This is a genomic window from Pseudarthrobacter sp. J1738 (genome assembly GCF_050490315.1).
Lineage (GTDB): Bacteria > Actinomycetota > Actinomycetes > Actinomycetales > Micrococcaceae > JBNPEO01.
In genome coordinates this window covers 73584-93720 of the sequence record NZ_JBNPEO010000011.1, presented here as the reverse complement: position 1 = coordinate 93720, position 20137 = coordinate 73584, and the positions used below count along the sequence as shown (strand labels likewise).

The 20137-nt window shown below is 57.4% G+C and carries 19 protein-coding genes and 1 rRNA gene; 14 read left to right on the top strand and 6 right to left on the bottom strand.

Annotated elements, in window-relative coordinates:
- The 14 genes from rrf to ACQR35_RS12710 form a co-directional block, all read left to right on the top strand.
- Nucleotides 1-100: ribosomal RNA gene (gene rrf, locus ACQR35_RS12775) — 5S ribosomal RNA — on the top strand; the annotation flags it as partial.
- A 386-nt stretch (nucleotides 101-486) separates the two neighbouring features.
- A complete protein-coding gene (locus tag ACQR35_RS12770) occupies nucleotides 487-1302 on the top strand; it encodes a hypothetical protein (RefSeq protein WP_430270250.1) in 816 nt (271 codons plus the stop codon).
- Complete coding sequence (locus tag ACQR35_RS12765) at nucleotides 1242-2204, top strand: hypothetical protein (protein ID WP_430270249.1); 963 nt, start codon at nucleotides 1242-1244, stop codon at nucleotides 2202-2204. The genes ACQR35_RS12770 and ACQR35_RS12765 overlap by 61 nt, the downstream gene beginning before the upstream one ends.
- 4 nt (nucleotides 2205-2208) lie before the next feature.
- Complete coding sequence (locus ACQR35_RS12760) at nucleotides 2209-3189, top strand: HAD-IIA family hydrolase (RefSeq protein ID WP_430270248.1); 981 nt, start codon at nucleotides 2209-2211, stop codon at nucleotides 3187-3189.
- Between the two features lie 9 nt (nucleotides 3190-3198).
- Nucleotides 3199-3420 carry a hypothetical protein gene (locus tag ACQR35_RS12755; protein ID WP_430270247.1) on the top strand — a complete coding sequence of 74 codons (222 nt, stop codon included), beginning with the start codon at nucleotides 3199-3201 and terminating at the stop codon, nucleotides 3418-3420.
- A gap of 3 nt (nucleotides 3421-3423) precedes the next feature.
- Complete coding sequence (locus ACQR35_RS12750; protein WP_430270246.1) at nucleotides 3424-4236, top strand: TlyA family RNA methyltransferase; 813 nt, start codon at nucleotides 3424-3426, stop codon at nucleotides 4234-4236.
- Between the two features lie 12 nt (nucleotides 4237-4248).
- Nucleotides 4249-5289, top strand: a complete 1041-nt coding sequence (locus ACQR35_RS12745; protein ID WP_430270245.1) for an NAD kinase — start codon at nucleotides 4249-4251, stop codon at nucleotides 5287-5289.
- A 5-nt stretch (nucleotides 5290-5294) separates the two neighbouring features.
- Complete coding sequence (gene recN, locus ACQR35_RS12740) at nucleotides 5295-7031, top strand: DNA repair protein RecN (RefSeq protein ID WP_430270244.1); 1737 nt, start codon at nucleotides 5295-5297, stop codon at nucleotides 7029-7031.
- 188 nt (nucleotides 7032-7219) lie between these two features.
- Nucleotides 7220-8947: a CTP synthase gene (locus ACQR35_RS12735; RefSeq protein ID WP_430270243.1), complete on the top strand. Its 1728-nt coding sequence runs from the start codon at nucleotides 7220-7222 to the stop codon at nucleotides 8945-8947.
- 38 nt (nucleotides 8948-8985) lie between these two features.
- Complete coding sequence (locus ACQR35_RS12730; protein WP_430270253.1) at nucleotides 8986-9633, top strand: NUDIX domain-containing protein; 648 nt, start codon at nucleotides 8986-8988, stop codon at nucleotides 9631-9633.
- Nucleotides 9606-10604 (top strand): site-specific tyrosine recombinase XerD, encoded by a 999-nt coding sequence (xerD, locus tag ACQR35_RS12725; protein WP_430270242.1) that lies wholly within the window; start codon nucleotides 9606-9608, stop codon nucleotides 10602-10604. Before ACQR35_RS12730 ends, xerD begins: the two co-directional genes overlap by 28 nt.
- An 85-nt stretch (nucleotides 10605-10689) precedes the next feature.
- Nucleotides 10690-11190, top strand: a complete 501-nt coding sequence (locus ACQR35_RS12720) for an RNA polymerase sigma factor (RefSeq protein WP_430270241.1) — start codon at nucleotides 10690-10692, stop codon at nucleotides 11188-11190.
- Nucleotides 11191-11192: 2 nt separating this feature from the next.
- Entirely contained in the window at nucleotides 11193-12626 is a 1434-nt protein-coding gene (locus ACQR35_RS12715; RefSeq protein ID WP_430268498.1) for a hypothetical protein, read from the top strand.
- 10 nt (nucleotides 12627-12636) lie between these two features.
- Nucleotides 12637-13155 (top strand): 8-oxo-dGTP diphosphatase, encoded by a 519-nt coding sequence (locus tag ACQR35_RS12710; protein WP_430268499.1) that lies wholly within the window; start codon nucleotides 12637-12639, stop codon nucleotides 13153-13155.
- 78 nt (nucleotides 13156-13233) lie between these two features.
- Here the strand turns inward: ACQR35_RS12710 and ACQR35_RS12705 are convergent, their stop codons facing one another.
- The 6 genes from ACQR35_RS12705 to ACQR35_RS12680 all read right to left on the bottom strand — a co-directional run bounded on the left by ACQR35_RS12705 (nucleotide 13234) and on the right by ACQR35_RS12680 (nucleotide 19999).
- Complete coding sequence (locus tag ACQR35_RS12705) at nucleotides 13234-14388, bottom strand: bifunctional 2-methylcitrate synthase/citrate synthase (protein ID WP_430268500.1); 1155 nt, start codon at nucleotides 14386-14388, stop codon at nucleotides 13234-13236.
- Between the two features lie 85 nt (nucleotides 14389-14473).
- Nucleotides 14474-15379, bottom strand: coding sequence for a methylisocitrate lyase (gene prpB / locus ACQR35_RS12700; RefSeq protein WP_430268501.1), 906 nt, complete (start codon nucleotides 15377-15379; stop codon nucleotides 14474-14476).
- A complete protein-coding gene (locus tag ACQR35_RS12695) occupies nucleotides 15380-16897 on the bottom strand; it encodes an MmgE/PrpD family protein (RefSeq protein ID WP_430268502.1) in 1518 nt (505 codons plus the stop codon). It abuts the gene before it with no gap.
- A complete protein-coding gene (locus ACQR35_RS12690; RefSeq protein WP_430268503.1) occupies nucleotides 16894-17556 on the bottom strand; it encodes a GntR family transcriptional regulator in 663 nt (220 codons plus the stop codon). Before ACQR35_RS12690 ends, ACQR35_RS12695 begins: the two co-directional genes overlap by 4 nt.
- Nucleotides 17557-17627: 71 nt before the next feature.
- Nucleotides 17628-18359 (bottom strand): response regulator, encoded by a 732-nt coding sequence (locus ACQR35_RS12685; protein ID WP_430268504.1) that lies wholly within the window; start codon nucleotides 18357-18359, stop codon nucleotides 17628-17630.
- Complete coding sequence (locus ACQR35_RS12680; protein ID WP_430268505.1) at nucleotides 18356-19999, bottom strand: sensor histidine kinase; 1644 nt, start codon at nucleotides 19997-19999, stop codon at nucleotides 18356-18358. Before ACQR35_RS12680 ends, ACQR35_RS12685 begins: the two co-directional genes overlap by 4 nt.
- Between the last annotated feature and the right edge of the window lie 138 nt (nucleotides 20000-20137).

The window sequence follows — 20137 nt, the reverse complement described above, 5'->3', positions numbered from 1 at the left end:
GGGGGAAACGCCCGGTCCCATTCCGAACCCGGAAGCTAAGGCCCACAGCGCCGATGGTACTGCACCTGGGAGGGTGTGGGAGAGTAGGACACCGCCGGACAACCATTCATAGTAAAGCCCCGCACCCCACAGGTACGGGGCTTTACTACTTTAACAACCACACACTCGCCCAACCCGGCCCACACGACGCCGGCCCTGGAACCCCAGCGCTCCGCCCGGCCAGGACAAAACCTCTGTTAGTTCATATCCCGAACGGGCAGAAAACGGCCCTTAGAGGTGGTTCTAAACAGCATCACCCACCCACTCGGCAGAGAAGCGGAAGGAACAGGGGTAAGCGAAATGGAGATGGTGATAGATCTCGCGTCCCGGACGGACTATTGCTGAGGTCCTCTCAACTAGAATGAAATGAGCACGGAACCACGAGGCCTAATTCCGCCTCAAGAGGGATCCCCAGAATCATTAAGACGAGCGGTACAACTTTGCTGGTTGATCAGCTCACCGAGAGAGGAACCAGCATGGCAGAAAATCACGGCGGCCGGAACGATCGAAACGACCGAGGCGGGAACAAACGTCCCGATTCACGTCCGCCTTATCGCGGCAACAACAACTCCGAGGGCGGAGAGCGTCGTAGTTTCGGTGGTGACCGTGATCGCAAGCCCTTCGGCGACCGTCCTGCTCGCGACGGCGAACGTCGTAACTTTGGTGATCGTCCCGCTCGTGGTGGGGATCGCGATCGTGGCTTTGGTGAGCGTCCTGCCCGTGATGGTGATCGCCCCGCACGTAGTTTCGGTGGTGACCGTGATCGTAAGCCTTTTGGTGAGCGTCCTGCCCGTGACGGCGAACGTCGTAACTTTGGTGATCGTCCCGCTGGTGGTGGGGATCGCGATCGTGGCTTTGGTGAGCGTTCTGCCCGTGATGGTGATCGCCCCGCACGTAGTTTCGGTGGTGACCGTGATCGCAAGCCCTTCGGCGACCGTCCTGCTCGCGACGGCGAACGTCGCAATTTTGGTGATCGTCCCGCTCGTGGTGGGGATCGCGATCGTGGCTTTGGTGAGCGTCCTGCCCGTGATGGTGATCGCCCCGCACGTAGTTTCGGTGGTGACCGTGATCGTAAGCCCTTCGGCGACCGTCCAGCGCCGGAACGCAATGCTGCCGATCTTCGCAGCGCCAACCGTGCTGACCGCGAGCGTTCGCCCCAGATTGACGAAGACGTTACGGGTAAAGAACTTGACCGAGCTGCCTTGCGCGAGGTTAAGACTCTTGAAGAGAAGAGCGCCGAGTGGGTTGCTCGTCACCTTGTGATGGCCGGCCGTCTGATTGATGACCAGCCTGAGCTCGCTTTCCAGCACGCCCTGGCTGCCAGCCGTCGTGGTGGGCGCTTGTCTGTTGTTCGCGAAGCTGTAGGGCTAACTGCCTATGCAGCCGGTGAATACGGAGAAGCGTTGCGAGAATTCCGTACCTACCGTCGCATCTCTGGGTCCAACGTCCACTTGCCTCTTATGGCTGATTGTGAACGCGGCTTGGGCCGTCCGGACCGCGCTTTGGATGTGGCTCGTTCGGAAGAAGCTAACGACCTAGACGCGCCTGGCAAGGTTGAACTTGCCATCGTGGCTTCCGGTGCCCGCGCAGACATGGGTCAGTTTGATGCTGCGGTGTCCGCATTGGAAATCCCGCAGCTGGACCTCAACCGTGCGTTCTCCTACAGCCCGCGACTTTTCCGGGCCTACGCTGACGCCCTCACGGCAGCTGGCCGTGCCGATGATGCGAAGGTATGGACTAAACAGGCCCTCGTTGCTGAGAATGCTCTGGGCGTTGGCGCCTTCGAAGAGCCTGAGATCATTGACCTTGGCTGGGATGAAGAAGAGGAAGAACGTGCTGCCCGCGCGGCAGCGTTTGCCGCTAAGAACGGAGCAAGTGGCTCTTCTAATGACGACGATTCCAAGTCAGGTTCTTTGGTCCAGTCAGCGCCGTCCTCATCTGCCGCATTGGCCGATGGCACCGCAGCCCAGTCTGTATCCGAAGCAGATGTGGCAGGCGAGTCTGAGACCGAAGAAGACTCTGCCAACTTCAATGTTGACGACGCCGATGCGGACTACTTCGTTTCTGACGATGCTGATTCGGATCAGGACTCGGTTGAAGAAGAGATCCCCATGGAGAATCACGATTCAGTAGAACTGGACGGGGAACAGCAGGAAGAACGTTAAGAACGTGCTGGTCCAAGAATTCGACGCCATCCTCTCTGATCTTGACGGTGTGGTTTACGCCGGTTCCTCGGCGATTGAGCATGCTGTTGAGTCACTCACCAGGCTCGAGGAATTTGGTGTGGGCCTTGCCTACGTCACCAACAACGCCTCACGTTCACCAGCCCAGGTTGCGCAGCACTTGCGCGATCTGGGTGCCCCTGCCTTGGATGAACAAGTCGTCAGCTCTTCTCAAGCCGCAGCAGCTCTGCTCGCTGAACGGCTAGAGCCGAGCTCGTTTGTTCTCATTATCGGCAGCGAAGCACTCGCAGCCGAGATCAACTTAGTTGGTCTGCACCCAATTTGGAGCGCAGAACAAAACGTTCCAGCCGCCGTCGTACAGGGTTTTGACCCAAAGCTTGGCTGGCAGCAATTAGCTGAAGCATCCTATGCGGTAACCGCAGGGGCGCTCTGGGTGGCAACCAACACGGATATGACCATCCCTCAGCAGCGGGGGATCGCTCCCGGCAATGGCACTTTGGTGGGTGCCGTGAAGGCCGCAACAGGGAAAGAACCTGTAGTGGCTGGAAAGCCTGAAGCGCCGTTGTTTTTCACGGCAGCGAAGCGTTTGGGAGCGAAGAAACCACTGGTTGTTGGGGACCGACTGGATACCGACATTCGTGGGGGCAACAATGCCCGGTTTGCCACAGCAGCAGTACTGACGGGAATTGATTCACTTGAATCCATTCTTGCTGCCTGCACTATTGAGCGCCCGAACTTTATTTTGAACAACCTTAGCGAGCTGTACCAGCCATATCCGGAGGTTGTTGCCAAAAATGGCGGCTACACGTGCGGTTCTGCCAGTGCTCAGGTCCACAACGATGAGCTTCACATTGATGGCTCGGTAGACGACTTGGATGCTTGGCGGGCTGCTTGTGCTGCATGGTGGGCGGCAAATCCGGACTGTGAATCTGCCACGGATCCCGTGATCCATTGGTCTGGTCACTAGGCTAGGCACATGCCTGATCCTGAAGTCGAGTCAACGCCAGAGCCTGAGTTCACACAGTATCCGCTGGCCCCCGAGGGAATTGGCGCGCCCAGTGTGGACACACATTTACGGGCTTTGGATGATCTCGCGCAGACAGACCTCGCGGAGCACGCTGGACTCTACGAAGCCTTGCATTCAGCACTTGAAAAACATCTCAATGACGAACCAACACCAAACCCTGGGGAGCACTAGGACGTGACACGACTAGATCAAGAGTTGGTCCGCCGCGCTCTTGCCCGGTCACGCACTGACGCTGCAAGACTTATCGCTGAAGGACTCGTGAGCCGGGCTGGTCAGGTGGTTACCAAAGCCGCCATCCAAGTCTCCGAGACTGATCAGATCGATGTGGATCCCTCTGGTGCAGCAGAATTCGTTTCCCGTGCAGGACACAAACTAGCTGGTGCCCTGGACATATTTCGTGACGTAAAGGTAGCTGGCCGGCGCTGCCTCGATGCAGGTGCCTCCACCGGCGGTTTTACTGATGTGCTGCTCAAACGCGGCGCCGCACACGTGGTGGCTGTCGACGTCGGACATAACCAATTGGTGCCAGAACTGCGTGAGGATCCGCGGGTTGACGTCCATGAGGGCATGAACGTGCGCTTTATGAAGCCCTCCGACATTAACGGTGAGGCCGAGCTGACCGTAGCGGACTTGTCCTTTATTTCCCTCACTTTGGTGGTTGGTCCGCTCAGCGAATGCACTCGGCCGGGCGGCGATCTTGTGCTGATGGTCAAACCACAATTTGAGGTGGGACGCGAGAATCTCAGCAGGACCGGGGTGGTGAGCAGCACGCGTGAACGCCAGCGGGCCGTCACCTCCGTGGCTAATGCAGCGTTCGACGCGGGTCTCCAGCTGTGCGGTTTGGCGCAGAGTCCCTTGCCTGGTCAAGATGGAAACGTTGAATACTTCCTGTGGATGAAGCGCCGAGAGACGCAAAGTCTGCCTAAGATCGAAGCGAGGGATGCTGAAGTGGCGTCTCTCTTGGCCGAAATCTGGCCCACCAACTAGGAAGCGGGTCCCATGAGCAGGCGTGTGCTGGTCCTTGCCCATACCGGGCGTGAGGAGTCCCTCAAGGCTGCGCGTGAAGCTTGCGCTCAATTGCACAATTCGGGTTTGTCTCCCGTGATGTCTCGAGGTGAGCTTGAAGAGCTGCATTCGTTCTACGGCGTTTTAGATCAACCCATCGAAGTGCTCTACGAAGACCTCCAAATGCAGGACCTTGAACTGGTTATGGTTCTTGGCGGAGACGGGACCATCCTGCGCGCAGCAGAAATCGTCCGAGATTCAGATGTTCCCCTACTCGGCGTGAATCTAGGTCACGTGGGTTTTCTGGCCGAGAGTGAGCGGGCTGACCTGAACCAAACCGTCGAATGGATTGCCCGCCGTGACTACACGGTTGAAGAGCGCATGACCATCGACGTCCAGGTTTGGGTTCGAGGCCACAAGATTTGGCACACCTGGGCCCTGAATGAAGCGTCGATTGAAAAGGGCAACCGCGAACGGATGCTCGAGGTGGTCACTGAGGTGGACGAGCGCCCGTTGAGCTCCTTTGGTTGTGACGGAGTGGTGCTGGCTACTCCCACCGGCTCAACTGCGTACGCCTTCTCCGCTGGTGGCCCAGTGATGTGGCCAGACGTGGAGGCTCTTTTGGTGGTGCCGATTAGCGCCCATGCACTCTTTGCTAAGCCGCTGGTTGTTTCGCCGCATTCGAGACTCGCTGTAGAAGTTTTGCCGCGTACGGATGCCCGTGGAGTGCTGTGGTGTGATGGCCGGCGTTCGGTTGATTTGCCGCCAGGTGCCCGCGTTGAGGTCACCAAGTCAGACCGTCCAGTTCGTTTGGCGAGAACGCACCAAACGCCATTTTCGGCGCGTCTGGTCCGCAAATTTGAACTTCCTATTAACGGCTGGCGGGGTCCGGTACCGGAAGCGGCGAAAGTTCATACCGGCCCTATGCCAGTTATTCGCAGCCCCAAACCAATGCCCCCACTCGCCGCACCTGCACACCAAAGGCCGGCTGATTTGCCCTTCGACGGCGCACAGCCTGAGAGAAGTGGTGACTGAACACTGTGATTGATGAACTGCGCATTCGCGATCTTGGCGTCATCACCGAAGCCAACCTTCCCCTAGGTCCTGGCTTGAGTGTGGTTACGGGTGAGACTGGTGCGGGTAAAACCATGGTGGTGACAGCCGTCGGTTTATTGCTGGGGGCGCGCTCCGACGCGGGCGCTGTGCGGAGTGGGGCAAAACGCGCCACAGCAGAGGCCAGCCTGGTTCTACCCGCTGACCATGCGGCCGTTTTACGTTCGCGTGAGGCGGGCGCTGAAGTTGACGAGTTCGACGGCGGAGCGGAGCTAGTTTTGGCTCGAAGCGTCGGCGCCGATGGGCGAAGTAAGGCCTACATTGGCGGGCGGACGGCCCCGGTGGGAGTTCTGGCCGAGGTAGGCGGAACCCTAGTAGTTATTCATGGCCAGTCTGAACAAATTCGCCTCAAGAGCACAAACGCTCAGCGTGAGGCCTTGGACAAATTTGGTGGCGAAAAGGTCCGGACAAGCCTTGCCGCGTATCAGGAGTGCTTTGGGCAATGGCGGTTAGCTCTTAAAGAGCTTGAGCAGTTGCGTGCCGATGCTCGTGAACGGGTCCGTGAAGCAGAGTCGCTCGAGGCCTCGCTTGAAGAAATTGCCGCCATTGACCCGCACCCCGGCGAGGACGAGAACCTCAAAGCAGAAGCTGTGAAGTTAGCGAACGTTGAGGAACTGCGGATCGCGGCGGATGCGGCTCATGCCGTTCTAGCCGCCGAAGATTTCACCGAGCAAGCTGATGCGAGTACTTTGATCGATTCAGCGAAACGGACGCTTGAGCACGTCTCAGAGCACGACGAAGCATTGGGAGCCTTGGCAGCGAGGCTAACCGAACTGGGTATTATGCTCAATGACACCGCGGGGGAGCTGGCGAGCTACTCGGCTAGTTTGGACAGCGAAGGCCCTGAGCGCCTGGCTGAGCTTGAGTCCCGCCGTGCTGACCTGGCCAAGTTAGTGCGTAAGTACGCGCCAAGCATCGATGAAGTTATTGAATGGGCCGAACGTTCACGTGTGCGCTTGTATGAACTGCAAGACGACTCTGCTCGGATTAGTGAACTTGAAGAGCTAGTTCAAACTAGTGCTGCCCAATTGCAGGTGTTGGGGCTAGAGCTGGGGGACCGGCGCCGTACTGCTGCAATGGATCTATCCCAACGTGTAGGGGCCGAACTTGCTGCGCTAGCCATGCCGGATGCTTCCCTTGAGATTGAGGTAGAAGCGGCATCTGATCCTGGTCCTTACGGCCTGGACGAGATCGCTTTCCTCCTGCGGCCCCACGCTGGCGCTCCGGCCCGTCCTTTGGGCAAGGGCGCCTCCGGCGGTGAATTGTCCCGCGTGATGCTGGCCATCGAAGTAGTTCTGGCTGAGGTTGATCCGGTGCCAACCTTTGTTTTTGATGAAGTGGACGCTGGTGTGGGTGGCCGAGCTGCTGTAGAAATCGGCAGACGTTTGGCTATGTTGGCACAACACGTTCAAGTTTTGGTGGTGACGCACCTTCCGCAGGTTGCGGCGTTCGCCAATCAGCACATTCGTGTGACAAAGAACTCCGTGCGCGGCGAGGACGGAAGCGCGGTGACTGGATTCACATCCAGTGATGTCAGCCTTTTGGAGGGCCCAGAACGAGTTAAGGAACTTGCCCGAATGCTGGCCGGCCAAGAGGATTCCGGTTCGGCGCAGGCTCATGCCCAGGAGCTCCTTGATGATGCGAAAGTCCTTCTAGGAGGCTAGTTTTAGCGGTAGATACTTCGGTCATCTGGTGTTCGTCGAGTGCGCCGCAAGGCTTACGGCGGGACAATGGTGCAGTGCGAGTTTGAGCGTAAATGCTTCAGGCTCTTGATCGGATGAGTTCAAGCAGTGAAACTTGAGGCTTGAGATCCACAAATGATCCAGTAAAGGACGGGTGGCAGACACAAAAGATGATAGGCTCGAATTCCGTGGTGCAGCGATCAAATTCCCGTGTAAATTCCCGTTTCCAGGACTCATCTAAGCCGACGAAGCATATTTTCGTCACCGGCGGTGTGGCCTCTTCTCTTGGCAAGGGACTGACGGCTTCAAGCCTCGGCCACCTTCTCCGTGCACGTGGCCTTTCAGTCACCATGCAAAAGCTCGATCCCTACCTCAACGTGGATCCGGGCACAATGAACCCTTTCCAGCACGGTGAAGTTTTTGTCACCGATGATGGCGCTGAAACTGACCTAGACATCGGCCACTATGAGCGTTTCTTGGACGAGAACCTTGATGGTTCCGCCAACGTCACCACTGGTCAGGTCTATTCAACGGTGATCGCTAAAGAACGCCGTGGCGAATACCTTGGTGACACTGTGCAGGTCATCCCGCACATCACCGACGAAATCAAGCGACGTATGCGCTTGCCCGCAGAAGGCAAGAATGCCCCGGACGTCATCATCACCGAAATCGGTGGAACCGTGGGAGACATTGAATCTCAGCCGTTCCTCGAATCGGCCCGTCAAGTTCGCCAGGACGTTGGCCGTGGCAACGTGTTCTTTGTCCACGTGTCATTGGTTCCCTACATCGGTCCTTCACAAGAGCTAAAGACCAAACCGACCCAGCACTCCGTTGCTGCACTGCGGTCTATCGGTATTCAACCGGACGCGATTGTCATTCGATCCGACCGTGAGATTCCTGCAGCCATGAGCGCCAAGATTGGTCGTATGTGCGATGTGGATCTCGAAGCGGTTATCGGTTGCCCGGATGCGCCAAGCATCTACGACATCCCCAAGACTCTTCACGCACAGGGCCTAGATTCGTACATCGTGCGTGCCTTGGACCTGCCGTTTAAGGACGTGGACTGGACCAAGTGGGATCGTCTGCTTGAAGTTGTCCACTATCCGAAGCACGAGGTAGAGGTTGCCCTAGTTGGTAAGTACATCGACCTGCCGGACGCTTACCTCTCCGTCACTGAGGCCTTGCGCGCTGGTGGTTTCGCCAACGACACCAAGGTGAAAATTCGTTGGGTGCCCTCGGATGAGTGCGAGACCGAGGCTGGGGCTCGCAAGACCCTCGCTGGCGTCGATGCGATTTGTGTACCAGGTGGTTTTGGTATTCGCGGGCTCGAAGGCAAGCTTGGAGCTTTGACCTATGCACGCGAGAACAAAGTTCCAGTTCTTGGCCTTTGCCTTGGTCTGCAGTGCATGGTCATTGAGTATGCGCGCAACGTGGTTGGCCTCGAGGGAGCTTCATCGAGCGAGTTTGAGCCCGATTCCAAGTACCCGGTTATTGCCACCATGGAAGAGCAGCTGGACATCGTGGACGGTAAGGGTGACATGGGTGGAACCATGCGTCTTGGCCTGTACGAGGCGTCATTGCTCGAGGGTTCCGTAGTTGCTGAAACTTATGGTGCAACGACCGCGAGCGAACGCCACCGTCACCGCTACGAGGTCAACAACAAGTACCGCGATCAGATTGCCGCAGCAGGTTTGGTCTTCTCCGGAACGTCTCCAGACGGCAAACTCGTGGAGTACGTTGAACTGCCTCGCGAAGTGCACCCGTACTACGTGGCAACCCAAGCGCACCCGGAATTGAGCTCGCGCCCCACGCGCCCTCACCCCTTGTTCGCTGGTTTGGTTGCTGCGGCGCTGGATCGTCAGGGCAGCGCCAAAGTCAACGCCCAGGCAGCTAAGTAAACATCGTGTCTACAAACGGCGCGGAACAGGAAACTATTGTGAACTCCAGCTCAACGCAGGAGATCGCGGATTCCCTGAGTCCGCGCCGTTTGTTGTCCACCGAGACGGTCTACAAAGGCCGGATTTGGGACGTAGTTAGCGATACTTTTGAGCTCTCAGAAGACAAATCCCCTCTGGTCAGGGATTACATTGACCACCCGGGTGCAGTGGCAATCGTGCCGATGAATGAGCTCGGCGAAATTTTGCTTCTCAAGCAATACCGGCATCCCGTCGGCATGGATCTGTGGGAAGTTCCCGCCGGGCTCCTGGATATTGAGGGCGAAGACTTTGTGGTGGGCGCGGCGCGTGAACTAGCCGAAGAGGCCGACCTAGTTGCTGGCTCGTGGCACGTACTCACAGACTTTTTTAACTCACCTGGTTCTTCCTCCGAAGCCATCCGCATCTATCTGGCACGGGACTTGAGCCTAGTGCCGGAGGCGGAGCGGCACGTACGCACCGAAGAGGAAGCCGAGATCGAATTCGCGTGGACTCCGCTGAGCGCCGCGGTGGAGGCTGTACTTTCCGGCGAGCTTCACAACCCCTCAGCAGTCGTGGGGATTCTGGCCGCCGCTGCGGCACAGAAGCAGAACTTTTCGAGCCTGAGGCCAGCGAACTCCCCGTGGTCGGCTCACCCGAGGCATCGTTGAAGCCTGCCAGCACGGTAGATGGGGCTCCCACGAACGCCCTTAATCGCAACGTGGAAAACTACCTCCAGCATCTTGGCATTGAACGTGGCCTGGCACTGAATACAGTCTCGGCTTACCGTCGCGATTTGATGCGCTACGTGGGGTTTTTGGCCGGAAAAGACGTTGATAAACCCACGAACGTAACGCGCCACCACGTTACGGAATTCGTCCAAGTCCTTGCAGACGGATCCGACGGCGGTACGCCTCTTGGTCTCCGATCTGCGGCGAGGACTGTGGTGGCAGTCCGTGGCCTTCACAAGTTCTGGGCTTTGGAAGGCATCACCACCACCGATCCAGCCGCTGACGTGCATCCACCCATGGCCGGTAAACGTTTGCCCAAGGCCATCTCGGTCTCCGAAGTCACACAAATTCTTGAAGCAGCAGGGGCGGACACAGCAGCCGGTTTGCGGGATCGAGCTCTGCTCGAGTTTCTATACTCAACCGGTGCACGTATCAGCGAAGCCATCGGCTTGGACGTTGACGATTTGGCGTTGGCGAGGGACGCTGAAGACTCTGGACCCGCCGTCGTGCGTTTATTTGGTAAGGGTTCCAAAGAACGATTGGTGCCGTTGGGCTCGTACGCTGCCCGAGCGATCGAAGCTTATCTGGTGCGCGGCAGGCCGTTACAAGTAGCCAAAGGTAAAGGTACTCCGGCGCTATTCTTGAATGCTCGGGGTGGCAGATTGAGCCGCCAATCGGCCTGGACCATCCTCAAAGCCGCAGCAGAAAAAGCTAACATCACCAAGGACGTTTCGCCCCATACTTTGCGCCACTCTTTCGCCACTCATTTACTTGAAGGCGGCGCGGACGTCCGTGTGGTTCAAGAACTTTTGGGTCATTCGTCCGTGACAACAACGCAGGTGTACACCTTGGTCACGGCTGACACCATCCGTGAGGTCTACGCCGCCGCACATCCACGCGCACTCGGATAATTTCGTGCCCCACATGTAAGAATCAGCGTACTTGCGGAAACTATAGATGCGTAGGCAAAGTCGCCGCTGAGCATCGGGGGTAATTGTGTGGACAGCTCAAGAAGCTGAGTTCGTAGCGCTTCACTCGGAGTACTACCGGCGGGTGTATCGATTTATTGCCTACCGGACTAATGACTTGGCCCGTGCCGAGGAATTAGCCGGTGACGTCTTTCGTCTTGCGTGGCAAAAGTCAGAACTTCACCCTGGAATCGGTTGGCTACTAGCTACGGCCCGGAACGTTGTAGGCAACGAGTACAAGGCACGCGAACGCAGCCAAATGCTCCAAGAGCGGCTCCAGCAAGAGGCTATGGCGGCAGAATCCGAGCACAACACCAACGAACGTGCACTCGTAGCGCAAGTCCTAGAACAACTCAGTGAGAAAGAACGAGAAGTTCTCATGCTCAGTTACTGGGATGACCTGACCACCATTGAACTTGCAGAGGCGCTGGGTTGTAGCCCAACGGCCGCCGGTGTGCGCTTGCACCGAGCACGAAAATCTTTCGCTAAACACATTCCTGCCCAGCTCGCACAAGAAAGGACGGCCTAGTCATGGACCGCATTGAAGAGCTTATGAAGGCCGCCCGTCCCAACGTTGCGGATCCCAAACTGCCTGCTGCCGGTACAGTCCCCGGCGCCCAGGCTCCGTTGGGAGGTGCGGTAGTGCCTGATGAGGTAGGTTCGAAGTCCCGCTTTGGGACAGAAAGCCCTGACGCAGCCCCCGAGCATCTGGGTGAAGTTTCCACTGGATCGGTAGACGAACTGGAGCTCGCCCGGGCACGGCGCAAGCGTGGCACGCTTCGAGCCATAGCTGCAGTTGTGGCGGTTGCTGCCGCCGCTGCGGCGGTAGTTATAGGACTGAATCTGGCCCCGTTACAGCCGAAGCCAAGTCCTGCAACCAACCCGAACAGCGCCTCGCCAAGCCCTACAGCCTCAAGCTCGCCGTCAACCAGCGCAGCAGCACTGACAACGGGCGGCGTCGCTTGCACGGTAGAGAACATTGACGAGCGGATGAATACCCAGAATCCCCAAAACACTCCCATTGCCCCCGCCAACCAGGGGTATTACAAAGTACTCGGTTGCGCGGACGGCTGGTTGGCCTATGAGATTTCTGATGCGGGAGTTCGAGCCATGAAGCTGGACGGGGGCAACGCTTGGTACATGATCGCAAAGGTCAGCAACGGGCGGTTTTTGCATGACTCTGCCGCTGACTGGTCCACAGTACTGAACTGGGAATTCCAAGCCATGAATAACAGTGTTGGTGCCGACGGAAAGCAATTAACAGCACAAGAAGCGATGGACGCGGAATTCACGGCGAAGGGAATTCCCGTCCAGATTCGCCAGTCGTTGGTGGGTAAAGGACCCGGCGCCGGTGCGTCTGCCACACCTACCGGAACTGCAACTACCAAAAAATACAGCGGCGCTAACGGTGTAGTTAGTTTCCAGTATCCGAGCGATTGGACCGTGGCGCCGTCCACCGGCGCAAATGGTGGTGGCGCCACAGGGGCAGGCGCAGTGAACCTGACGGTCAAAGACGCTGCCGGGAAAGAAATGGCGAAATTGAGCTACGGCGGCGAGGTGGGCGGACTTGGTGGTGCTTGCGGTCCGGAGCGGTACCCCTACTCGGTTCTGGACTTTGAAGAAATGAATCTTCCTTATAACGCGGATGTTCCGGCCTCAGTGACTCCGCGGTTCACATATCGCGCAGTGGAACAAAGCGGCAAGGTGTATGGAACCCTTGGTCTGACCACCACAACGGCTGGAACCGACGGGACCACTTGTATGTTCTACAACGTTGTAAACGGCCCAACTGCAACGTCGAGGATCTACAGTTTCGCTGACGTCTTTGAATATAGCGCCTCAGCACCGGCGGATCCTGCGCTCCATACATTCAACTCGATGAACGAGGCTCAGGCGTACATGCTGACTCCGGAGTACCAGCAACTGCGTGCAATGCTGACCTCATTGAAAATCACCACACCGTAGGCTTGGTCTTATGACACCGGCGCCCGTTACCCTCTGCTTCCTCCTCGACGAAACATCAGGTGACGGGCACCTTGTACTGCTGGGCCTCAAAAAGACAGGCTTCGGTGCCGGGAAAATTGTGGGGATTGGCGGACACGTGGAACCGGGAGAGTCAGTGGCCCAGGCTGCGGCACGCGAGGTCTTTGAAGAATGTTCTGTGATCGTGCGGGAAGAACATCTTCAGCCGGTGGGCAGCATTCTCTTTACGTTCCCCACAAAGCCTGAATGGGACATGGATACCACTCTCTTTACTGCACGTCACTGGGAGGGCACCCCCACCGAAACGCACGAAATATCTCCGCAGTGGTTTGACATCAACGAACTTCCTTTTTCGCAGATGTGGGAGGACGCCAGGCATTGGCTCCCGGCAGCGCTTGACGGAGAAGTAAAGCGTTTGGAAGTCCGCCTCAAGGAAGATCACCAGAGTGTTGACTCCGTCACCAACCTGGGCCCGAGCAATCCGGAACCCGGAGTCCACACGGACATTTAAAAGCACGACGACGGCCAGGTCACCAGTATGGGTGACCTGGCCGCCGTCGTACTTCTTTTGGATGTCTGAATGGCTGAGTTAGCCGAGGTGCCGTTCCTCCACGCCGTTGTAGGCGCTCAACGGACGGATCAGCGAGTTGGAAGCAAGCTGCTCCATGATGTGAGCTGTCCAGCCAACAATTCGGCTGGCTACAAATAGCGGGGTGAACGTGGGGGTATCAAAACCCATCAGGTGGTAGGTGGGGCCGGCAGGGTAGTCGAGGTTAGGTTTGATGGACTTCGCCTCGTCCATGGCCTGCTCTAGACCGTTGTACAGTCCCAAAAGTTCTGGCCGGTTATAGTGCTTGACCATATCGTCCAGGGCAGCCTTCATGGTGGGCACACGGGAGTCACCGTTTTTGTACACACGGTGGCCGAACCCCATCACCTTTTTCTTCGCTGCAAGCGCTTCTTCCATCCAGGTCTTGGCACGGGCAGCAGCCTCAGCCTGAGTTTCTTCAGGGCGAATCCCAATTTCATCGAAGGTGTGCATCACAGCCTCGTTGGCGCCCCCGTGGAGAGATCCCTTCAGGGCACCGATGGCAGCTGTCACTGCCGAGTGAAGGTCAGACAGTGTTGAGGTCACCACCCGTGCGGTGAAAGTGGAAGCGTTGAACGAATGCTCGGCGTAAAGGATCATCGAAACGTTGAAAGCTGACACCACTTCGGGGGCTGCCTCTTCGCCGAACGCCATCCACAAGAAGTTTGATGCGTAATCCAAATCTTCACGGGGCGCCACTGCTTCTTGACCGTGCCGGCGCCGCTGATCGTACGCCACAACGGCCGGCATGGCCGCCAATAGGTCAATGGATTTGCTCAGGTTTGCTTCGGCGGAAGCATCCTCCGCAAGCGGATGGCGCGCGCCCAGTACGGACGCCGCTGTGCGGCACACATCCATGGGGTGGGATTCGAGGGGGAGTGTGTCAATGATCTGTTTGAGCACTGGATCAAGCGCTCTGGACGAGCGCTCGCGGGCAGTGAATTCCGCCAATTGCTCAGCGGTGGGCAGTTCTCCGTGCCACAACAGGTATGCCACTTGCTCAAAGCTGCATTTCGCAGCCAATTCTTGAACTGGATAACCACGGTACAAGAGTGAGTTACTCTCGGGGTTAACCTTTGAAATAGCGGTGAAATCAACCACCACTCCGGCTAGGCCCTTGTGAACCTCCTGGGCCGATGCTTCTTGGTTGCTCATGGGACTCCTTTGTCTGTCTAGTGCTGCTAGCTGCGTTGCGTCCGCTGAGGTTATATTCAGCTTCAGCGGATATTCACTGATTTGGCTAGTGCCGTCCAGGAACGTGGAAGTTGAAAACTCCCGTATCGAATTGGTTGTAGGCCTCGTAGTCCACTAATTCGTAGAGACGTGCTCGTGTCAACATATTGTGCACTTGTTGTTCTTGGGTTCCCTCGGACTTGATGGCGTCCAGAGTTCGCTCGGCTGCACCCATGGCAATTCTCAAAAGTGTCACAGGGTAAATCACCATGTTGATCCCCACGCTGTGGAGTTGTTCAAGAGTAAATAATTCGCTCTTTCCAAACTCTGTCATATTCGCCAAGATCGGCACATCCACAGCATCACGGATAGCTTGGAATTCGCCGAGATCTTTCATCGCTTCCGGGAAAATTGCGTCCGCGCCAGCCTCAACTAGTGCACGGGCACGGTTCTTCGCTGCCTCTAAGCCGTCTACTGCGCGAATGTCGGTGCGGGCCATGATCAGGAAGTTGGGATCCCGGCGGGCATCTGCGGCAGCCCGAATTCGCTTGACGGCAACGTCCTCGTCAACCACGTTTTTTCCGTCAAGGTGTCCACAACGTTTGGGATTGAACTGGTCCTCAATATGGCAACCGGCAAGGCCAGCATTCTCCAGTTCTTGGATGGTGCGAGCAACATTCATGGGCTCGCCAAAACCTGTATCCGCATCAACAATCGAGGGCAGGTTGGTCATTCGAGCAATCTGCCCGGCCCGCTGTGCCACTTCAGTGAGGGTGGTCAGGCCAATATCCGGCAGACCAAGATCGTTGGCCAGGACGGCGCCTGAAATGTAGACACCCTGAAATCCTTTTTCCTCAATCAGCCGTGCCGAGAGCGGGTTAAAGGCGCCCGGAAATTGGACAGTCTCGCCGGAAGCTAGGAGGTTCCGGAAAGCAATACGCTTCTGTTCTGGGGTGGTGGAGGAATACAACATTTAGAACAGTCCCTTCGGCGCTGCTGCAAGGTCAATAACGCCCGGTGCGGCAACAATATTTAGCTGGTCCAGTTCGCCGGCTGCTAGTTCCGGAAGCTTCTGAACAGCTGTGAGGAAGCGATCAATTTCTTCTTCAGTCACTAAGCCTGTGGCCAGGGTGCGGAACTTGTTGATGTACTGCTCACGAGCAAATGGCCGAGCCCCAAGGGGGTGGGCATCGGCGACGGCGATTTCGTCAGTGATAACGGTGCCGTCCGTCAACGTAATTTCTACAGAGCCACCAAAAGCTTTCTCGGCGATGTCCAGGGAGTGGTAGCGGCGCGTCCACTCAGGGTCTTCTTCGGTGGTGACTTTGTTCCAAAGATCCACTGTGTCAGGGCGTCCTGCACGCTCCGGGGAGTACGAATCCACGTGGTGCCATGTGCCGTCTTGCAACGCAACGGTGAAGATATAGGGGATGGAGTGATCCAGAGTTTCGCGGGATGCCTTGGGATCGTATTTTTGTGGATCGTTGGCGCCAGTACCAATCACATAGTGGGTGTGGTGACTGGTCTTGATGCGGACGCTCTTGACCTTGCTGGCGTCAGTGACTTCAGGGTGTTCGCGGTGGAGTTTCCGGGCTAGGTCGATCCACGCTTGAGCTTGATATTCGGCGGAGTGTTCCTTGGTGTAAGTGTCTAAGATGGCGCGCTTTTCCTCGCCGGCCTCCGGCAACGGTACCTCGTAGGCCGCCTCCGGGCCGTCGAGTAGCCAAGCGATAACGCCGTCTTCGCCTTCATAAATTGGTACGGGTGAAGTTTGTCCCCGCATGGCGCGATCCGCAGCTTCAACTGCCATCTTCGCTGCGAAGGCCGGTGCGTGTGCCTTCCACGTGGAAATTTCGCCCTTGCGGGATTGGCGGGTTGCCGTTGTGGTGTGCAGCCCTTGGCCTACAGCTTGGAAAATGGTTTCTACGTCAAGGCCCAAAAGGGTTCCGATTCCGGCAGCTGCTGAGGGGCCCAAATGTGCAACGTGGTCGATCTTGTGTTTGTGCAGGCAGATAGCCTTCACCAAGTTGACCTGAATCTCGTAGCCCGTGGCGATGCCTCGAATCAGCTCTGCGCCACTGGCACCGGTGTGTTGTCCCACGGCAAGGATGGCCGGGATATTGTCACCGGGGTGGGAATACTCGGCCGCTAAAAACGTATCGTGATAGTCCAGTTCCCGCACCGCCACACCGTTTGCCCAAGCACCCCACTCGGGGGAGACCTTCTCGCTGATGCCGAAGACCGAGGCTCCAGTGCCGCCCGTGCTCGGCGCATGGCTGAGGGCTTGGGCGCGTGCCGCAATAATCGGACCTCGGTTCAGGGACGCAATCGCTACCGAGGCGTTGTCGATGATGCGGTTGATGACCATTTGGGTGACGTCTTCGTTCACTGCAACGGGGTCAGCCGCAACTGAAGCAATCTTCCAAGCGAGTTGTTCTTCGCGGGGGAGGTTCTCGTCGCTCTTGTAGACGCGGACGTGATGGGTTTTCACTGGGCCTTCTCGCTCTCTTCGTGTGCTTTTAGTAAGTGTTCAAGACTTTTGTGTAGATGAATGCGTGTGGCGGCGGCAGCTAAGGCGGAGTCTCCAGCAGCAATCGCGGCCGCGATGGTGGCATGCTCGGCGGCGGCTGACTGGAGGCGAGCTGGGTTATCTTTGGCCAAGCGCCGTAGACGGATGAGGTGTACCCGCAATTGTCGCTGTGCTGCTACTAGATAGCTATTGCCACAGGCTGCATCAATTTCCTCATCGAGTCGGCTAGCCAAGGAGTAGTAGGCGGTCCGGTCTGGATCTTCGTCGGTACTTGCACTGATCTGCGATGCTGCGGTTTCTAGTTGGGCCTGAAGTTCCCGGAATAGTTTGGGATTGCCGCGTTGGGCGGCGAGTGCAGCGGCTTGGGAATCCAAGGCCACGCGGAGTTCAAACAGTTCGCGCACTCTCTCGGCCGAAACATCGGTGACTACTACACCGCGCCCGCCAGTCGCCGTCGTAAGTCCTTCTGCGGAGAGCCGGCTCAAGGCCTCGCGTAGGGGAGTGCGCGAAATTCCCAGACGCTGGGACTGCTCCACCTCGGTCAGCACGGTGCCCGGGGGCAGCTGCCACTGAAGAATGTCGTCGTGGAGCGACTGGTACGCGCGCTCACTGGCTCTCATGCCTTCAGTGTATACACTGGAGGCCTTTTTTGGGAGGAAAGTGAATAAAAAACCTTATGTTGTATACAAATCTATGGATTCCATGAATATTCGTTCTCTGGGCGGCCCGGCGTGCCATAGCGCGGCGTCCGCTTGAGAACGCCGGTGTCGGAGAGGTGTTCCAGATACCTGCGTGCCGTGACGCGTGAAACTCCCACGGCGTTGGTCAGCTCAGTCGCCGAGACCGCCCCCGGGTGCTTGCGGACAAAATCGCTGACAGCTTGGAGAGTTGTCTGAGAAAGTCCCTTGGGCAAGGGGGAATCAAGCGGCGTCCGGAGGCTAGCGAACGCCTGGTCAACATCGCTTTGCGAAGCCATACTCGCGCTTGATTGCGCCAACTTGCTGCGGAAGTCGCGGTAATTGGACAGCTTCTCGGCAAAGCTCGCATAAGTGAATGGCTTGATGAGGTACTGGACCACTCCGGCGGAGATAGCGTTGCGGACCACATGTAATTCGCGGACAGCTGTAATGGCAATGATGTCAGCTGCCATCCCTGCCGCACGGATCCGGCGTGCAACGTCTAACCCGTGCATGTCCGGCAGATTCATGTCCAGTAGGACAAGATCTACGCTTTGCCCGGCGGCATGTAGCTCGTTGAGAATTCTTAGTGCAGATTGGCCGTCCGGAGCAGCGCCCGCCACCACAAAACCATCAAGCCGGTTCAGATACGCGCAGTGCGCGTCGGAGGCAACCGACTCATCTTCCACCACAAGAACTCGGATAGCTCCTGAAGGGTCAACTGCTGGGTGAAGAGTGCTACTCACAGTCCTGATTCCTTGCTGTGTTCAAGAAGCGGAATTTCCACTTCGATAAAGGCCCCTTTGGGTATGTCCGTGACATGGGTCCTTTCAATGGTCATGGTGCCGCCAAGACGGTGCACTGATTGCCGGACTAGAGCCAAGCCTAGGCCTCGACCAAATCCCTGATGAGTTTTGGACGAGTAGCCATAGGAAGCCACCTTCTCCAAGGCATCAGGGGGAATCCCAGGGCCGGTATCTTGAACGCTGATTCGCAAACAATGCTCTTCAGCCTCAAGGCTGAGCCAAATCCGGCGCTCGCCGTCTACTTGGGCCACTGCGTCCATGGCGTTGTCCAAGAGATTGCCCATAATCGTGACGAGTTCGTGCACACTGACGCCAGAACCGCTGAGTTCCCCGGAAGCGTCCACCATGAGTTCAATTCCAAGCTCATTGGCCTGGGCTGACTTGCCCATAATCAATGCGCTGATCACCGGCTCGTCCACGGAATTAAGCATGTCGTCGGTGAGTTGCTGACTCAGGTTGAGGTCTCGGGTGGCGTAATCCAAGGCTTCAGTACTTCTGCCTAATTCCATCAGGGAAACCATGGTGTGCAGACGGTTAGCGTGTTCATGAGTTTGAGCGCGCAGAGCTGTGGAAAGTGTCTTGACGCTCTGCAGCTCGCTACCTAAGGATTCGAGCTCCGTTTGATCTCGCAGGGTTGCAACAGTGCCCATAACCGGCGCGGGACCTGGCGGTGTGGCTGAAGGGCGGGCCTCTTCTTGGTTGAGTACCAGAACACGTTTTTGGGTCAGATGAATCTCATCCCGCGCGCTGCGGCCGGACCCAAAGAGTTCTTTGAGGCTGGGCGCTAGCGGCAGGGAAGCGACGCTCTGGCTTGGAGTGGGTGTGCCTGCCTTTAGGGGAGGGAGGCCCAGTAGCTCAGCAGCTTGATCGTTGTACATCACCACGCGCCGGTTGTTATCAATCAGGACCACGCCTTCGCGCACGGAGTGCAGGACTGATTCGTAATAGGCAAATAAGTGGCCCAGTTCCTCTGGGCCCCACCCTCTGGTCACGAGGCGCAAGTATCGTCCCAAGAACCATGAAGCCAAAGAGCCTGCAAGGAGTAGGGCAGTGGCAATGAACAGAAGTGCGGGAATGCGGCCGCCGATCAGAATGTCCACAGTGCGTACCGTGACACCCGAAGCCACCATGGCTCGGACAACACCGGCGGAGTCCTTGATGGGCACAATGGTGCGCACACTCGGGCCCAAGGTGCCGGCCATTACTTCAGTTTGGCTCTCGCCGGCGAGTGCCTTGTCCACAGAGCCGATGTACGGCTTGCCAATTTCAGCTGGATTGGGGTGGGTCCATCGCGTTCGGTCTGGCGCCATGATGGTGATGAAGTCAGCGTCTGCGTCACGCATAAGGGCTTTGGCGTAGGGCTGCAGCTCAGCCGTTGGATTCGCCGACTGAACGGCCTTGAGCACCGAGGGATTGTCTGCGATGGAAGCAGAAATGGTGTGCATCCGCAATCCGGCTTGGTTGTAGGCGTGGTCCCGCGCATCCACAAAAAATGCTGTTCCCACCAAAAAAGTCATGGACACCACAAAGAGTAAATGAGCCAGGAAGAGCCGGCGGGCAAGGCTCCAATGGTGATGCATTCACGCTCCTTCGCAGTGACGGTGGCGGCCTAAGTCTGTTGAGTGTGAACAATATGACCGCAACAGTGACGGCGATCACAAGCTAGGCCATGCTGATACATAACCGGGGCCCGCAATGACTATCACCTACGGTAGTCC

What these genes read in the sequence shown, in the direction of transcription:
- ACQR35_RS12715 (WP_430268498.1), top strand. Translation starts at nt 11,193, where the DNA reads ATGGACCGCATTGAAGAGCTTATGAAGGCCGCCCGTCCCAACGTTGCG.
- ACQR35_RS12710 (WP_430268499.1), top strand. Translation starts at nt 12,637, where the DNA reads ATGACACCGGCGCCCGTTACCCTCTGCTTCCTCCTCGACGAAACATCA.
- ACQR35_RS12745 (WP_430270245.1), top strand. Translation starts at nt 4,249, where the DNA reads ATGAGCAGGCGTGTGCTGGTCCTTGCCCATACCGGGCGTGAGGAGTCC.
- ACQR35_RS12690 (WP_430268503.1), bottom strand. Translation starts at nt 17,556, where the DNA reads ATGAGAGCCAGTGAGCGCGCGTACCAGTCGCTCCACGACGACATTCTT.
- ACQR35_RS12705 (WP_430268500.1), bottom strand. Translation starts at nt 14,388, where the DNA reads ATGAGCAACCAAGAAGCATCGGCCCAGGAGGTTCACAAGGGCCTAGCC.
- ACQR35_RS12735 (WP_430270243.1), top strand. Translation starts at nt 7,220, where the DNA reads ATGATAGGCTCGAATTCCGTGGTGCAGCGATCAAATTCCCGTGTAAAT.
- ACQR35_RS12680 (WP_430268505.1), bottom strand. Translation starts at nt 19,999, where the DNA reads ATGCATCACCATTGGAGCCTTGCCCGCCGGCTCTTCCTGGCTCATTTA.
- prpB (WP_430268501.1), bottom strand. Translation starts at nt 15,379, where the DNA reads ATGTTGTATTCCTCCACCACCCCAGAACAGAAGCGTATTGCTTTCCGG.
- ACQR35_RS12755 (WP_430270247.1), top strand. Translation starts at nt 3,199, where the DNA reads ATGCCTGATCCTGAAGTCGAGTCAACGCCAGAGCCTGAGTTCACACAG.